Origin of the sequence: Sphingobacterium sp. UBA5639, from assembly GCF_002421245.1 — a bacterium.
Lineage (GTDB): Bacteria > Bacteroidota > Bacteroidia > Sphingobacteriales > Sphingobacteriaceae > Sphingobacterium > Sphingobacterium multivorum.
Genome location: NZ_DIJR01000029.1, coordinates 264,304 through 280,833, shown reverse-complemented (window position 1 = coordinate 280,833; position 16,530 = coordinate 264,304). Strand labels below are relative to the sequence as shown.

The 16,530-nt window shown below is 40.3% G+C and carries 16 protein-coding genes; 13 read left to right on the top strand and 3 right to left on the bottom strand.

Features of this window, described 5'->3' with window-relative positions; genetic code table 11:
• Nucleotides 1-5: 5 nt before the first annotated feature.
• The gene (locus tag B4Z90_RS18065; protein ID WP_286802885.1) at nucleotides 6-884 is read left to right on the top strand and encodes a rhomboid family intramembrane serine protease; all 879 of its coding nucleotides are present in this window, start codon (nucleotides 6-8) and stop codon (nucleotides 882-884) included.
• On the top strand, nucleotides 829-1,992 hold the full coding sequence (locus tag B4Z90_RS18060) for an endonuclease/exonuclease/phosphatase family protein (protein ID WP_286802883.1): 1,164 nt from the start codon (nucleotides 829-831) through the stop codon (nucleotides 1,990-1,992). The genes B4Z90_RS18065 and B4Z90_RS18060 overlap by 56 nt, the downstream gene beginning before the upstream one ends.
• Here the strand turns inward: B4Z90_RS18060 and B4Z90_RS18055 are convergent.
• Nucleotides 1,982-3,592: a S41 family peptidase gene (locus tag B4Z90_RS18055; RefSeq protein WP_112375010.1), complete on the bottom strand. Its 1,611-nt coding sequence runs from the start codon at nucleotides 3,590-3,592 to the stop codon at nucleotides 1,982-1,984. The two genes, B4Z90_RS18060 and B4Z90_RS18055, sit on opposite strands and share 11 nt — an antisense overlap.
• 319 nt (nucleotides 3,593-3,911) lie before the next feature.
• Between B4Z90_RS18055 and B4Z90_RS18050 the strand changes: the two genes are divergently transcribed.
• From B4Z90_RS18050 to B4Z90_RS18030, 5 genes are all read left to right on the top strand, one after another.
• Nucleotides 3,912-4,481: a hypothetical protein gene (locus tag B4Z90_RS18050; RefSeq protein ID WP_046673680.1), complete on the top strand. Its 570-nt coding sequence runs from the start codon at nucleotides 3,912-3,914 to the stop codon at nucleotides 4,479-4,481.
• 141 nt (nucleotides 4,482-4,622) lie between these two features.
• Nucleotides 4,623-6,020: a class II fumarate hydratase gene (gene fumC, locus B4Z90_RS18045; protein ID WP_070570264.1), complete on the top strand. Its 1,398-nt coding sequence runs from the start codon at nucleotides 4,623-4,625 to the stop codon at nucleotides 6,018-6,020.
• Nucleotides 6,021-6,023: 3 nt separating this feature from the next.
• Complete coding sequence (locus B4Z90_RS18040) at nucleotides 6,024-6,557, top strand: fumarate hydratase (RefSeq protein WP_070570266.1); 534 nt, start codon at nucleotides 6,024-6,026, stop codon at nucleotides 6,555-6,557.
• Nucleotides 6,558-6,620: 63 nt separating this feature from the next.
• Nucleotides 6,621-7,775 (top strand): MFS transporter, encoded by a 1,155-nt coding sequence (locus B4Z90_RS18035; protein WP_070570268.1) that lies wholly within the window; start codon nucleotides 6,621-6,623, stop codon nucleotides 7,773-7,775.
• Between the two features lie 15 nt (nucleotides 7,776-7,790).
• Nucleotides 7,791-8,792: an acyltransferase gene (locus B4Z90_RS18030; RefSeq protein WP_070570270.1), complete on the top strand. Its 1,002-nt coding sequence runs from the start codon at nucleotides 7,791-7,793 to the stop codon at nucleotides 8,790-8,792.
• A 21-nt stretch (nucleotides 8,793-8,813) separates the two neighbouring features.
• Here B4Z90_RS18030 and B4Z90_RS18025 read toward each other — a convergent pair whose 3' ends face one another.
• On the bottom strand, nucleotides 8,814-9,278 hold the full coding sequence (locus B4Z90_RS18025) for a copper resistance protein NlpE (RefSeq protein WP_115049384.1): 465 nt from the start codon (nucleotides 9,276-9,278) through the stop codon (nucleotides 8,814-8,816).
• Nucleotides 9,279-9,469: 191 nt separating this feature from the next.
• Complete coding sequence (locus B4Z90_RS18020; RefSeq protein WP_070570272.1) at nucleotides 9,470-9,844, bottom strand: DUF3127 domain-containing protein; 375 nt, start codon at nucleotides 9,842-9,844, stop codon at nucleotides 9,470-9,472.
• A 77-nt stretch (nucleotides 9,845-9,921) separates the two neighbouring features.
• Between B4Z90_RS18020 and B4Z90_RS18015 the strand changes: the two genes are divergently transcribed.
• The 6 genes from B4Z90_RS18015 to pepT all read left to right on the top strand — a co-directional run bounded on the left by B4Z90_RS18015 (nucleotide 9,922) and on the right by pepT (nucleotide 16,516).
• Entirely contained in the window at nucleotides 9,922-11,100 is a 1,179-nt protein-coding gene (locus B4Z90_RS18015; protein ID WP_046673747.1) for a THUMP domain-containing class I SAM-dependent RNA methyltransferase, read from the top strand.
• Nucleotides 11,093-11,740, top strand: a complete 648-nt coding sequence (locus B4Z90_RS18010; RefSeq protein ID WP_046673674.1) for an HD domain-containing protein — start codon at nucleotides 11,093-11,095, stop codon at nucleotides 11,738-11,740. The genes B4Z90_RS18015 and B4Z90_RS18010 overlap by 8 nt, the downstream gene beginning before the upstream one ends.
• 251 nt (nucleotides 11,741-11,991) lie before the next feature.
• The gene (locus tag B4Z90_RS18005) at nucleotides 11,992-12,759 is read left to right on the top strand and encodes a glycerophosphodiester phosphodiesterase (RefSeq protein WP_070570274.1); all 768 of its coding nucleotides are present in this window, start codon (nucleotides 11,992-11,994) and stop codon (nucleotides 12,757-12,759) included.
• Nucleotides 12,760-12,932: 173 nt separating this feature from the next.
• Nucleotides 12,933-13,769 (top strand): endonuclease/exonuclease/phosphatase family protein, encoded by an 837-nt coding sequence (locus B4Z90_RS18000; protein ID WP_286802880.1) that lies wholly within the window; start codon nucleotides 12,933-12,935, stop codon nucleotides 13,767-13,769.
• 228 nt (nucleotides 13,770-13,997) lie between these two features.
• Nucleotides 13,998-14,816, top strand: coding sequence for a DUF4197 domain-containing protein (locus tag B4Z90_RS17995; protein ID WP_201640048.1), 819 nt, complete (start codon nucleotides 13,998-14,000; stop codon nucleotides 14,814-14,816).
• A gap of 437 nt (nucleotides 14,817-15,253) precedes the next feature.
• On the top strand, nucleotides 15,254-16,516 hold the full coding sequence (pepT, locus tag B4Z90_RS17990) for a peptidase T (RefSeq protein WP_112375015.1): 1,263 nt from the start codon (nucleotides 15,254-15,256) through the stop codon (nucleotides 16,514-16,516).
• The last annotated feature ends 14 nt before the right edge of the window (nucleotides 16,517-16,530 follow it).

The window sequence follows — 16,530 nt, the reverse complement described above, 5'->3', positions numbered from 1 at the left end:
GCGCAATGAATAACATCGGTTTAAAAGATTTTTGGAGACAAACCTATAAAACTGGCTCGCCCGTACCTTTGGTGATCAGTATTCAGGTCTGTTTATTTGTCCTCATTTATTTTTTAGACCTGCTCTTCGAATTAAAAATTGTACCACAAAGCTTTTTGGAACCTACGGTGCGTCTATTAAGTTTACCGAGTAATTTCTCAAGCTTTATTGCACAACCCTGGTCATTGGTTACATCGAATTTCGTTTACGTCAAGCTCTGGACCATACTTTTTGATAGTCTCTGGCTCTATTGGGTCGGTCAGATCTTCTTTACCTTCTTAAACAAACGGCAATTTCTATTTGTCTATATCGCCTCATGGCTGCTCGGCAGCGTGCTCTATATGGGCTTTGGGTCACTTATTCCCATGCCAAGTAACTTACAGCTTATGGGAGGTTCTCCTCCCCTGGCAGCGGTATTAGCCGCGATTGTGACTTTGGTTCCCAAGTACGAATTACGCTTTCTCCTTATTGGTACTGTTAAGCTAAAATTAGTGGCTATTATTTATTTTGGATTGGAATTCCTTACCCTTACGATGACCAATCGACCTGCTGCCATTTCGTATTTTGCAGTTATACTTTTTGGAATGGGATTCACTTATGCGCTAAAATCGGGAATGGACTGGTCTACGATTTTTCAGAAAAAACAACAGAAGCCTGCAAAAATGAAAGTCGTTGTAGGTAACAATATTCCGACAAATCGGAAACATCGTTATGACTTACCCAATCAGGACGAAATCGATGCTATCTTAGATAAAATTTCTGTTTCTGGCTACGACAGTCTAACGAACCATGAAAAAGAAACGCTCTTTAGGGCAAGCAATAGTGGTGACAAGGTTGATGGATAAAAGGACATTTTTAAGAAGAAAACTGGGCTTTATAAGTAAAACAATGTTCCTGGCAAATATGCTTGCGATCGTTGCATTGCTTATGAGCTATTCGGCTACCTTCATTAATCCCAAATCCTTTTGGCCAATTGCATTTATGGGCCTGGGCTACCTTCCAATTCTCCTTATCAATATTGGATTTATCTTTTACTGGCTACTCCGCAAACGAAAAATTGCACTTTATTCACTCGTTACAATCCTCATTGGATGGCCTTTTTTAACTAAGCATTGGAATATTCGCAAAGAGAATGCCCCTGTATCATCGGAGGTACGTACGCTTCGCATCATGACTTTCAATGCTCATCTGTTCAAGAAGGTAAACGATGAGAAAAAGAACTTTAAAGCCGACGTTGTCCGCATTATTGACAGCATCTCTCCTGATGTGATCTGCTTTCAGGAATATATTAGCAAGATTAAGGGAAAACATGTTTTCTCTGAGGAATTCAAAGATAAATTGGGATATGACTATTTTTTCTTTGAACCGAGCTCTAAAAACGATTATGAGGCGTATGGAATGGCTGTTCTTTCGCGTTTCCCGATCTATGATTCAGGAACCATCAGAGACAACGATTACGGAATCAACCGGATTAGTTATGTTGATATCAAAAAACAGGACACCCTGATCCGCATCTACAATATACATCTACGTTCTTTTGCGCTGCAAAATGAAGACAAGGAATTTATCCAAAACCTGTCCAATAATAATGAATCGGATAATTCGAGGACCCGTAAATTGAGCCGCAAACTTAAGAATGCCTTCGAGCTACGCAGCGAACAGGCGCATTCGTTAAAGAAGCACATGAATGAATGTCAATATCCTTATATTGCCGTAGGTGATTTCAACGATACGCCAATGAGCTACTCGGTCAATCTAATTGGAGACAGGCTGTATAATGCATTTAAGGAGAAAGGTAATGGCTGGGGAGTAACCCATCATGCCCTGCTTCCGATCTTTCAGATCGACTATATTTTTGCCAGTCCGAAATTTCAGGTAATGAATTATCAGATTGTCAAACAGAAATTATCGGATCATTACCCCGTGTGGTCTGATCTTAGGCTTAAACCTTAGGCATCTGATAACCCAATGTTTTAAGACCTATTTCAATAAATTTATCCCTTCGGTTTTTGATTTTGTAATATGCTTCACGACCAAAATAATAGCGACCGACCAAGGCCTCGATATCGGATTGAATCAAATCATGTAAGTTTTTTGCTTCTTTGGCGGTGACCGAAATCCGCTTCTGACTGTTGAGATATGAAATAAATAGATCAAATTCTGTTGTCGGTAAGTGGTAACCGCTAATAAAATTCTCGATAGAATATGCGGGCAAATGTTTCGTGAAGCGATCATAAACAAATTCTTCGATCGCATTGGAATGAAATATCTCGCGGTATTTGGCACTGGTTTCGTTGGTGTCAATCGGAATAGTAACATCCGGAAGAATACCACCACCACCAAAAACAAGTTTCCCTTTGCTGGTGGTAAACATTTCTTTTTGGCTGAATTCAGTGTCCATCGTCCATAAATCGAAGCCTGTCATGTATTTCGCAGCATCAAAATTGGCGCGTGTGTATTTTCGCTGAATGCATCTTCCAAGAGGGGTATAGTAGCGAGCTACAGTCAGATTGATTGCAGAGCCATCCGAAAAGTCAAATTGTTCTTGTACTAAGCCTTTACCATAGGACCTGCGGCCGACAATCGTTGCCCGATCCAGATCCTGAAGAGCACCGCTCAAGATTTCGCTTGCTGATGCCGTACTTTCATTGATTAGCACAATGACACGGCCATCACCAAAATCGCCAGCTTTCTCCGAATAGAAATCCTGGCGCAGCTCATTGGCACCCTCGGTATACATCAACAATCTTTTTTCTTTAAAAAATTGCCCCGCCAGATCAATCGCCGTATGGACAAATCCACCACCATTGTTACGCAGATCCAAAATAAGATCCTGCGCCCCACTTTTCCGTAAATCTATGAGCGACTGTCTGAATTCGTCTGCTGTCTTATGCCCAAATCTCCGAATTTTCACATAAGCTGTTTTCGGAGCGATCATATAGGATGCATCTAAGCTGGAAACATTTACCTGATCGCGAATGACTTTTATTGGATTGGCCATTACCACTCCATTACGTTGAATAGCAATCAATACAGCTGTTCCTTTCTTTCCACGGATTAACCTTTCAATTTCGGACTCGGTTACCTTTCTTCCGACAAGATCCTTATTCCCGATCTTTAAAATGCGGTCGCCGATACGCATACCTGCTTTTTCAGCGGGACCAGCAGCAACCATTCCAACAACAAGTAGCGTATCTTTCAGACGGAAATACTCCACACCGATACCATCAAATGTTCCTTCAAGCGTTTCCTGCTTTGCAAGCACTTGATTCGGCCTTAAAAAGGTGGAGAAAGGATCTAAACGGGATACGACATGTTCAATGGCTTCGTCTTGAACGGTATCTATACTGACATTATCAACGTAATTCTCAGCAATTAATTGAATGAGATATTGTAATTTGTCCGAGTTGCCATTCGAGCGTAGACTCGAAAAGGTTGTTTTTTGGTTGCTTCCCTGCTCCTCGGCATAATTTTGCCCCAACAGCAAGCCAAGAAGCAATACTGCAGCATATGTAGCGGCTACAAAAATATTTCGTTTAATACTTTTCTGCATGGGAAATCTTCATGAATTATCGAAGATGAGACAAACTATTCAACAATTAATTACTTCATCAAAAATAGCAAGTTTATTCGGTTAAACGAGCACCTGAACCCATATTTTTACATTAAAAATAAAAAGTTCCCTTCCTTGTTTTCAGGCGGAAACAGCGTCTTCCATGGCTAGAAGTCTTTGTAAAAAATTAAAAAATAACAACAGAACAGCCGATAAGGGCACCGAACATTTAATTTCAACAGATGAAGATGATGTCTTTAATTTAACTTGCAAATGCGCGTAAATTTATCTTAGTTTGAATTGAAAAAGATTCCACTTTATGCACGAAATCGAACCTTATTACAACTGGCGGGACTATTACATTGCCGCTGAAGATGAACAATCCCCATTTTATGGTACAATCTATAGCGAATTCGATTTTGACAAGCAGATCTATAATTTTCTTTTGCACCCACAATGGGACGAATTCGGTTCGCTTACCTTATATCTAAAAATACTATTTGTGGACTATGAAAAACAATACTGTATTATCGAGCTGATTGGTGAATGGAATGATGCGATCTACAATGATATTATGTTGCTCAAGCGAGAAATTATCGATGTATTGATCAGTCAAGGCATCAAGTATTTTATTCTAATCGGGGAGAATGTACTGAATTTTCATGCTTCAGACGACTCTTACTATGAGGAATGGTTTCAGGATATCGATGATGGCTGGATTGCTGGCGTCGGTTTCCGTGAACATGTGATCGAAGAGTTCCAGCAACAGAATATAGATTATTACATTAATTTCGGTGGCGCATTGAATGAGCTACCTTGGCGGGCATTAAAACCGAAACAAGTTTTCCACCATGTGAATGATTCCTTAACAAAACGTCTTGGTTTTTAGATCTGCTTATTGGGTTTTATTCTCAATCCTTATTCTTTAATCCTTGCTCTTTACTGTATTATCCTGTAACTTTGTAATTGATGTATTAGGTGCTTCGCACATATACTTATAATTTTTACGTTTTACTTATACTTACATACTATGTCATTCAGAATTGAAAAAGACACGATGGGTGAAGTTCAAGTCCCTGCAGACAAATACTGGGGTGCACAGACAGAGCGTTCACGCAACAACTTTAAAATCGGACCGGCAGCTTCGATGCCACACGAAATCGTCGCAGGCTTTGCTTATTTGAAAAAAGCAGCTGCTTATGCTAACCACGAGTTGGGGGTATTACCTGTAGAGAAACGTGATGCAATCGCTACCGTATGTGATGAGATCTTAGCGGGCAAATTGGATGACCAATTCCCATTGGTTATCTGGCAAACGGGTTCAGGTACACAATCCAATATGAATGTAAATGAGGTTGTCGCAAACCGTGCACAAGTATTGGCTGGACATAAGATCGGTGAAGGCGAACCTGTGTTAAAAGCAAATGATGATGTAAATAAATCGCAATCATCTAACGATACTTTCCCTACAGGAATGCATATCGCGGCGTATAAAGCTGTTGCAGAAGTTACAATTCCAGGTGTAGAAAAATTGCGTGACACATTAGCTAAAAAAGCTGAAGAGTTTAAAAATGTCGTAAAAATTGGCCGTACACACTTAATGGATGCTACTCCGTTGACTTTAGGTCAAGAGATTTCAGGTTATGTCGCACAATTGAACCATGGTCTGAAAGCTTTAAGAAATACACTTTCGCATTTATCAGAACTTGCATTGGGAGGTACTGCAGTAGGGACAGGATTAAATACTCCAAAGGGGTATGACGTTGTCGTTGCTAAATATATCGCCGAATTTACAGGCCTACCTTTCGTAACCGCTGAAAACAAATTTGAGGCATTGGCAGCTCATGACGCAATCGTTGAAACACACGGTGCATTAAAGCAATTGGCTGTAGCATTAAATAAAATTGCAAACGATATCCGTATGTTGGCTTCTGGCCCACGTTCAGGTATCGGTGAAATCCTGATCCCGGAGAACGAACCAGGATCATCAATTATGCCAGGTAAAGTTAATCCAACGCAATGTGAAGCATTGACAATGGTTGCGGCACAAGTAATGGGTAATGATGTGGCTATTACAATTGGTGGAACGCAAGGTCACTATGAACTAAACGTGTTCAAACCATTGATGGCGGCAAACTTCTTGCAATCTGCTCGCCTATTAGGGGATGCTTGTGTTTCATTTGAAGAGCACTGTGCAGCTGGTATTGAGCCGAACTACAAACGCATCAAAGAATTGGTTGACAACTCATTGATGCTGGTAACCGCTCTAAACACAAAAATTGGTTATTATAAATCGGCAGAAATCGCGCAGACAGCGCATAAAAATGGCACTACGCTTAAAGAAGAAGCAGTGCGTTTAGGTTATGTGACTCCTGAAGATTTCGATGCTTGGGTAAAACCAGAAGATATGGTTGGAAGTTTAAAATAAGCTGTGACTTTTATTTCAATAAAAAATATACGAACAAAAACATACCTATTGGCGCTTGCCATAGGTATGTTTTTCTTTTTTACAGCCTGCAAATTCAATTCGGATATGCAGAGCGAAGGTGCCCCCTTTTTACAGGGAGAATGGGTCCAAGACAGCATTCCTGGACAGCAGCAGATGATGCAATACACCTTGACCGACTTCAAGTTTACCTGTGACTCTGTTTACGCGACCATGCACGTCAACAATAAAGTACAAACCATACCAGATAGCTGTTACAAAAATGGCTCCTGGACAGAACATGCAAAAGGTATTTATGTTTTGCGCGGAGACTCCATCATTGTCGATGGTATCTATACCAAGGAGAATGGCAAACAGAAGATTTCAGGTTGCTATCTTTCCGGTCAGTATATCCCCCGCTTTAAAGTCGTTTATCATACTGCAGATTCGGTGGTACTGGAAAGCAGGTTAGATCAACGTCAGATCATCTTAAGAAAGACTAAAAATATTACTTGTGTCCCTCAAAAAAGGTATCAATAATTTTTAGTACAATCTATTTACTATCTTCGTACCATTATCGTACAACCTCAACCTTAAAATACAATGAACAAAGGAATTATCGCTTTGGCATTTGGCGGACTTGCCATCGGAATGACCGAATTCACGATGATGGGCATCCTGCCTGACATTGCCAAAGATCTTCATATCGAAATCCCTACCGCTGCTCACCTGATTGCACTCTACGCACTGGGTGTCGTTGTAGGTGCCCCAACATTAGTGCTATTTACAGGAAAATATCCTCCGAAGAAGGTATTACTCTTTTTAATGCTGCTCTTTTTTATCTTCAATGGCCTTTTCAGTATTGCACCGGGACAGTTTTTGATTAGTCTCTCCCGTTTTATGGCCGGACTTCCCCATGGAGCATTTTTTGGTGTTGGGTCTGTCGTGGCAGCAAGACTGGCTCCGAAAGGAAAAGAAGCACAGGCTATATCCATTATGTTTACCGGAATGACTATTGCCAATTTGGCTGGAGTACCACTCGGCACCTATTTAGGCCATCATTATTCATGGCGTTTAACGTATGGTATTATCAGTATATTGGGATTAATCACTTTTGCAGCAATTTATGCATGGATGCCAAAAATTGAGGCCGCCAAAGGAAATAATATCTTTAGTCAGTTAAACTTCTTCAACAAAAAAATTGCCTGGTTATTAATGGCTATTATTGCCATAGGCACCGGTGGACTTTTCGCCTGGATCAGCTACATCGCGCCTTTGGTGACCAATGTGTCGGGCATCGCTGCTGATCGTGTCCCCTTGATTATGATCCTGATCGGTGTTGGTATGTTTTTCGGAAATCTTATCGGCGGAAAACTGGCTGATACAATCTCCCCAACCAAAGCGGCAATCGCGAGTTTCTCCGCTATGGCGATATGCCTTGTGATGGTCTACTTTATATCACCACTGGGCTGGACAGCCTATCCTTTAGCCTTTATTACAGGACTGGTGTCCTTCACTATTGGTTCGCCGACACAACTGATGTTGATCCGCGCCTCAAAAGAAGCAGCAACATTGGCCGCAGCAGGTGGTCAGGCAGCCTTTAACCTCGGGAATACCTTAGGTGCATTTTTAGGTGGAATCCCAATAACCTGGGGTTTAGCTTATAATACACCTTCCCTCGTTGGTGTGGGCATGGCGAGCATTGGAGCACTCCTGACTTTGCTATATTTGAAAGTCTACGACAATAAAACTCAATAAAAACAGCATAATCAAATGGCGCGAACAAGTTATATCAGTATACTACGTATTGTTGCGATATTCCTCGTTATCTTGATTCATTCCTCTTCGGGCTACTTAAACAGCAATGAATTTGAATCATTCGACTGGAGTTATGCCAATTGGCTCAATAGCTTCTCGCGCTTTGCGGTACCCCTGTTTGTCGTTATTTCAGGTGCCCTCCTGTTGCAGAAAGACGAAAGTACGGGACAATTTTATCGGAAACGTTTATTGAAAATTGTCCCGCCTTTTCTTTTTTGGAGCATCGTCTATCTTTTCTATTATTTTGTCCGTTATATCGATTTTGACTATATCGGTTTTCCACAAGTTATCAACATTGTGTTAATTCGCTTAAAGTCAGGAACGAATGCGCACCTTTGGTACCTATATATGATACTTGGGCTCTACCTTGCAGTTCCTTTCATACGCAAAATTGTGGGCAACTGCAGTAAGAGAGAGCTTGAGATCTTTTTGGGATTGTGGTTTGCAGCGTTATTTTTTACGAATAAATGGTTCAATAGTTACCTACCTAATTTTGACCTGACCTTTTTCTCGGGTTATGCAGGCTATTTGGTCTTGGGCCATTACTTACGTAATTACCCTATCCCAATGGTAAAATTGTCAAGTTTTACATTTTTTCTGATCTGCTGTTTAATTACAGCATCGGGGACATATTATCTAAGTAGCTCCCGAGGTGAATTTGATCCGACACTTTACAACTATCTTTCCCCCAACATCGCATTGAGTGCAGGCTTTTTATTCGTCTTCGTGCAAGGCCTTAAGCTCCCAGAACAACTCAACGCCTTCTGGGAATTTATCGACATCCACAGCTTTGGCATTTACCTTTGCCATATTTTGCTGCTCAATTATATTCATCCTTTGCTTCCTTTATCCACTTTGTGGAAAATCCCGGCAGCAACGGTGCTCACGTTGTTGGCTAGCGCCCTACTGACCTATTTATTACGAAAAGTTCCATACGGTAAATACATCAGTGGCTAATTCCGTTATCGGAGCTTCGTTTTACAATTTCTCGCCTTCGACCTTATTGTATACATAAAGATGCGCATTGGGGCCTTCAATCGCATGGCCTTCCTGATCTAGCCCAATCAGCTTGTTTTCACCCACCTTCAGTTTCATATTTGTTTCCTTCCCTGTGAGATGAACAACGGATCCGTTGTCGTGCCACATGACTTTACCACTATCTTCGACCTTGGTATTTTTATTAATATATTCACTGACGATGGCAAAGGTATTATCATTTTTTAAGGTGATATTTGTTTTGATACCTTCACAATCAGCACAGGGAATAGTAGCTTCATAGGTACCGGCCCAATCCAACGAATTCTGAGATGTATGGGCAGTATCCACCGCCACAGTCTCATGTGCAGTGGAATCTGCGGTTGTATGCTGACTATCTTTTGAGGTTTGATTACATGCACTTAGCGAAATCATTGCTAAGCAAGAGAACAATACGGTTAATTTCATATCTGTTGTTTTTGATGTACGATACCATATAGCAAGCAATTTCAGCGCCAAGAAAAATCAGGCACGCCTACTGGATTCCAAAGAAAAAAGGCTTCTTGAGGAAGCCTTTCTATCGTAAATAACTGTATTGCGAACAGTTTAAATAATCTATTTGCTACCGCGTGGCGATAGGCTATACAATCCTATTCAGATTAAAATGGTAGATCGTCATCATCTGATGAACCCGCCAAATCTACAGGGGCAGGCATATCTGCGTAACCTGGAGAAGATGGAGCTGGAGCAGCATTACCTAATTTTGTAACACGCCATGCTACTAATGAATTGAAATAAGTTGTTACGCCATCTTTATTAGTCCAAGGACGACCACGAAGATTAAAAGATACTTCTACCTCTTCACCAATTGCAAGGTTATCAAAAATTGACGTTCTGTCTTGTGTTGCCTCAAAACGGATATACTCAACAAATTGTGGGTTTTCGGCATAAGCTACAATCATATCGCGTTTTTTGAATGATTCTGTCACTTGTTGTGTCGCTCCTATCTCGTGTACTTTTCCTCTAATTTCCATAATCAAAAAAATAAATATTAAAGCGTAAAATTAAGCAATTTTTGAGGAAGAGTTTAATTAACTTTGTACAAAATATGATGGAAGTTTTCAACACCCCCAATAAAGTTATTATAACGTGCAATAAGCGCTTATCACCTTATTTGCAACAGGAAGTTAAAGAGTTAGGTTTTGACATTGTCAGGGCATTCCCTACAGGCGTAGAATTAAAGGTCAGTATAAACGATACGATCAAGCTTAATCTGAACCTACGCACAGCCTCTCAGATTTTGTATTCGTTAAAGGAGTTTACAGCCAATAATCCGACGGAGCTCTATGAAGAATTGAGTAAAATTGCCTGGGAAGAACTTATTCAATTTGACGGATATTTCTCTGTCAGCTCTAATGTTGATAATGAGACAATCAGCACGCCTTTATTTGCAAACGTAAAGGTTAAGGATGCAATTGTGGACCGTATAAAGGAAAAAAAAGGTCTGCGCCCTAATTCAGGTCCGGACAATAATAAAGCGGTTGTCCACTTGTACTGGAAAGATGACCGTGCTGAAATTTTTCTCGATACCTCAGGCGAGACACTGGCAAAACATGGTTACCGTAAGATCCCTGGAAAAGCGCCAATGCTGGAAGCTCTTGCAGCCTCAACAATTATTGCTTCCAAATGGGATGGTAATTCACCTTTTGTAAATCCGATGTGTGGATCCGGAACTTTAGCCATTGAGGCGGCACTGATAGCAACAAACAGAAAACCAGGGTTGCTGCGCATGAACTATTCATTTATGCATTTCATCGGTTATGATGAAACAGTTTTCTTCCAGGAGCGCCGACTACTCAAAGATCAGATCAATAAAAAAGCGGCTCCACAAATTATTGCAAGCGATATTTCAGAGGAGGCAATCAACGTCTCAAAGATGAATGCAAGAACTGCTGGTGTGGAGCAATTAATTTCGTTTGAAGTATGCGATTTTGCCGAAACACACGTTCCTAAAGAAGGTGGTGTCATTTTATTCAATCCTGAATACGGTGAACGTCTGGGCACGCACAGCAAGTTAGAGATTACCTATAAGCGTATGGGGGATTTCATGAAACAGGAGTGCAAAGGTTATAGAGGCTATATATTTACCGGAAATCCAGATCTGGCAAAGAAAATCGGGCTACGTGCGTCCCGACGCATAGAATTTTATAATGGTAAATTAGATTGTAGATTATTAGAATACGAATTATACGAGGGTACTCGCGAAAAAACAAAAGTATTGTATGAATAACATTATTGAGCGCACAGTAGCATTTGTGCAAGATCGATTGAAATTTGCAGAAGCAGGCCACGATTGGTCGCATATTCAACGCGTATGGAACAATACGAAGTTAATTTTAGAAGATGAAGAAGCGGATGTTATGGTCTGCGAATTGGCGGCACTGTTACATGACATCGCTGACAGTAAATTCCATGATGGTGATGAAACAATAGGCCCTCGTGTTGCCGGAGAGTTTTTGGCAAGTCTAGAAATTTCACCTGAAATCATTGACCATGTGAAGAAAATCATCTTCAATATGTCTTTCAAAGCAAGTTTGGGGGAAGTGTCATTCCATTCAAAAGAGATGGAAATCGTGCAAGATGCAGATCGTTTGGATGCTATCGGTGCAATAGGCATTGCCCGTGCGTTTAGCTTTGGTGGTAATAAAGGCCGTGAGATGTATAATCCGAACATTCCTGTTCAAGAATATAAGGATAAGGAAGCGTACAAACATTCGGAAGCTCCTACAATCAATCACTTCTACGAAAAGCTATTATTGTTAAAGAATAAGATGAATACAGAGGCTGCAAAAAAAATAGCAGCACATCGTCATGACTATATGCTCAACTTTCTGGATGAGTTTATGGCTGAATGGAATGGTAAAAAATAAATTACACTTAACAATTCCTAAATATAAAAGTGGTACTTTAGATCTTGTACATCGAGATAAAAAGTACCACTTTTTTTGTTCCATGTAAAATCAGCTTTTAAACAAATTTGTAAGAAACGATCCTGTCACCAAGGTCGATTTTTACTGCTAGTATCGTAATCGGTATTATAAATACGTAGAATAGGAATAAATCACCGAGTGAAACGTGCACATTATGCCGTTGAAAACAAACACTCATACATAATTATAGCATGAAAAAACATATTTTTAGCTGTCTGACACTGGCTATGGTAATCTCATCCTCCGCATTATTCGCACAAACGAAAGCCATTGCACATCGTGGCGTATGGAAAAACAGCCATCTTCCGCAAAATTCCATTGCTTCCTTAACAGCGGCCCACGAACTCAAGCTCTTCGGATCCGAGTTTGATGTACATTTGACCAAAGACAATATTCTTGTGGTCAACCATGACAATGATTTCTATGGCATTGATATCGCAACGGCAACCTACAAAGAGCTCTTAGAAAAGAAACATCCTAACGGTGAATCCATTCCCACGTTGGAAGAATATATTAATGTTGGAAAAAAATTAAAGGGTTTACGCCTTATCCTTGAGTTGAAAATCAATAAACTTGGGGTCGAGCGTACGCTTGAAGCGACCACAAAAACGGTTGAAATGGTCAAAAGCTTAAAAGCTGAGAAAATTACGGATTACATTTCCTTCAGCTTTGAAGCTTGTCAAAAGATCCACGAATTGGCTCCTAAGGCTAATATCCAATATCTTACAGGAGATAAATCTCCTTCAGATGTAAAAGCTGCTGGGATTAATGGGGTGGATTATCACTTTTCCGTCTTTAAAAAGAATGCGACATGGCTGAAAGATGCGCATCAACTTGGTATGAAAGTGAATGCATGGACCGTAAACACAGAAGAAGAAATGACAAATCTAATCGATCAGAAAATTGATTTTATTACCACTGATGAACCTGAGTTGTTGCTCCGCATATTAAAGAAATAAGGACAAACCGAGTGAACAAAGGACATTTATAGCGATGAAACTAAACACTCGTGTCGCCCGAGGCAGCATGATTGCCTTTATATAAAGAATAAATGATGAACAAATAACCGAGTGAAACGAGTTCATTTAAACACATGAAGATCACTCATAAATAGCATAAATAATTCAAATAAATGAAAAAAAGTCTTTTTCTCGTTATAGCACTGTGTTTATCTTTCCTATCGTATGGGCAGGAATTTATTGCAGGCAGTTATAATATACGCCAAAGAAATACCGTCGATGTCGATAACATGTGGAACGACCGGAAAGTCCCGCTTACCAATCTGATCAAATACCATGGTTTTGATATCTTTGGTATCCAAGAAGGTTTTTTTGATCAGGTTCAAGATCTCAAAAAGCTCCTTCCTGGATTTGATTACGTGGGTGTAGGTCGCGGCGATGGTGCACAAGAGGGCGAGCACTCGGCGATTTATTACAATACAAATCGCTTTAAAGCGATAAAGAGTGGAACTTTCTGGCTTTCAGCCTCAGATACCGAACACCCGAATAAAGGCTGGGATGCAGCACTACCGCGAATCTGTACCTGGGGTATCTTTGAAGACAAGGCCAACAAAAAACGCTTTATCTTTATGAATACACATTTTGACCATATCGGTCGTACTGCACGTACCGAAAGTGCAATATTGATTCTGACAAAAGCAAAAGAGTTTGCCAAAGATCTACCGCTCATTTTAACCGGAGACTTCAATGTGGATGAACAAGATGAGGCTTATTTTACACTTGCCAATAGCAAAGTAGTTACCGACGTACATGAATTGGCTCCTTTCAAATATGAACCGAATTCTTCCTTCAACGGATGGGGCAAAAGCATCAGACCAACAGGCCGCATAGACCATATCTTTATCACCAAACCTTTCCAGGTAAAAAAATATGGTATCCTGACCGACACCTACATGAATAAATTTCCGTCGGATCACTTTCCAGTAGCAACGACACTCTCCTGGAAATAATGTCTTGTTAATAACAACAACCCTATAACACAAACAGCAGGTTCGCTTAGGATCTGCTGTTTTATTTTGTGGGACAGCTTTTATTTACACCGCATCAGGAATAGGGACTCAGCACGCTGTAGCGTATCTGCTACGATTCCCGACAATAGCTATGTTTCCTGGCAATTGGTTTTAACTTTCACATAAATTAACAGTCGATATGTTTAATTTTGACAGCAAAATAAAAACATGATGAAATTTCCACTATTATATTGTACACTATTTGTCTCCGGATTACTTTATTCCAATGCAAGCGAAGCACAGATTTTTAAGAAAATCAGTGAGACATTGGCAAAAGCAAATCAGGGCCAGACCGACAGTACCAAAACAACGACAACAACAAATACGACCGCAATAGCATCAAAATCGAATACCTTGGCATCTTTGTCCAATAAGGATGCATCGTTGGGAATCAAACAGGCTTTAAGCAACGGCTTAAATCTGAGTATCGAATCTCTAGCCAAGAAGGATGGTTTTTTGGGAGATGCAGCAGTAAAGATTTTGATGCCTGCCGAAGCACAGAAAGTAGAAAAAACGCTTCGTGCTGTTGGGATGGGGAAATTGTGCGATCAGTTTATACAGAGCATGAACAGAGCTGCGGAGGGAGCCGTTAAAGAGGCTGCCCCAGTATTTGTCAATGCACTTTCGAAGATGACGATTACAGATGCAACCAACATTCTTTTAGGTAGCAAAGAAGACGCCGCGACAACGTTTTTTAAAACAAATACATCGACCGAATTAACAAACAAGATTAGTCCTGTTATCAAATCTGCCATGGGTACAAACAATGTGGACCAGTACTGGACCCAATTGACAACAGCTTACAACAACCTTCCTTTAGGCAATAAAGTGGAGACAAATCTTACGGCATATGTTACGCAGAAAGCAATAGATGGTCTATTTATCAAAGTTGCCGACCAGGAGTCAAAAATTAGACACAACATAGGCGGCAGTAGAAATACCAATATCCTGCAGAAGGTATTTGGTTACGCTGATCAAAAGAAATAGAACACGATCTACATGTAAAAAAAGGACCTGTCAACAATTTGATAGGTCCTTTTTTTATCTGAAATTGTCTGGTCTTATTGGCCAGGAAGAACCTTCAGTTTGCTTTCATTGCTGTTGGTGTTTGCGAAGTCATGAAGGTTTTAATTGATGCAGGACCCTCATGATTTCTTTTTTCCTATCCATGGATAAACCAAACAGCTCAAAAGATCTCCAGCACAATGCTATCTAGCGATACATTTTCTTTAGCGGTACATTCTCTTTAGCGAAAATTAGGATTCTATCCGCTCCGATCCCTTTCTGTTATTGCCCATTTGTTACAATAGCGTCAAACGCATGTATGAAGGGTAAATTGTTTGTAAATGCAACCAAATTAAATTGCAAATAAAAAGCAATTTATCTAAGTTTGACCACCCTTATCACATTAGGGCTATTAAAAAATGAGCACATTTGAGATCAACAACATAAGTGATTTTTCGGTATCCGAAAGATTTCAACGCTATGTACAGATTGACACACAATCTGATGCAAATTCACCAACATGTCCTTCTACAGAAAAGCAAAAGAACCTAGGAAAGTTACTTGTAACGGAGTTGCTGGCATTGGGTATTTCAGACGCGGCAATGGATGAAAATGGATATATTTACGCAACTATTCCATCCAATACCACAAAGCAAGTTCCCGTTATCTGTTTCTGTTCTCATATGGATACATCTCCGGACTCTTCTGGAAAAGATGTAAAACCACTGGTTCATGCTAACTATCAGGGCCAGGATCTTGTGCTTCCTGATGACAATAGTATTATCATCAAATATGCCGAACATCCCGATCTAGCCAATCAAATTGGCCATGATATCATTACAGCGAGTGGCACTACTTTACTCGGTGCAGATGACAAAGCAGGTGTGGCCGAAATCATGGATGCTGCCCGTTTATTAATGAAACATCCTGAAATCAAACATGGTGATATCAAAATTCTTTTTACGCCAGATGAGGAGATTGGCAGAGGGGTTGATAAAGCAGATTTAAAACGTTTAGCAGCAGATTTCGCTTATACCATGGATGGTGAAAGAGCCGGAACCATCGAAGATGAAACATTTTCCGCAGATGGAGCTACATTAACTATTCATGGCGTATCGGTGCATCCAGGTTTTGCTAAAGGGAAGATGCAAAGCGCCATCAAAATCGCCAGTGCAATAATTGAGGCGCTACCGAAAGATAGGCTTTCACCTGAAAGCACCAACAAAAAAGACGGTTTCGTACATCCTGTTCATATCAGTGGATCTGTGGAAAAAGCAGAAATTCAATTTATCGTACGTGATCACGTTACGGCCAATCTCAAGAAACATGAAGATGAACTGGAAGGTATAGCAAAATCAATCGTGGAGCAATATCCAAACTGTACTTATACTTTTGTTGTAAAAGAACAATATCGTAATATGAAAGAAGTGCTGGATCAGCATCCTGAAATTATGGAAATCGGGATGGAAGCCATCAATCGAGCAGGAATGGTAGCCGAAAGAAGAAGTATCCGTGGTGGAACAGATGGCTCCCGTCTTTCGTTTATGGGGCTGCCTTGTCCAAATATTTTTGCCGGAGGGCATGCTTTCCATGGAAAACAAGAGTGGGTAGCTGTACAAGATATGGAAAAAGCCGTCAAAACAATTTTGCATGTTGTATCTTTATGGGAAGAAAAAGCATAAAGGAAAAATAAATT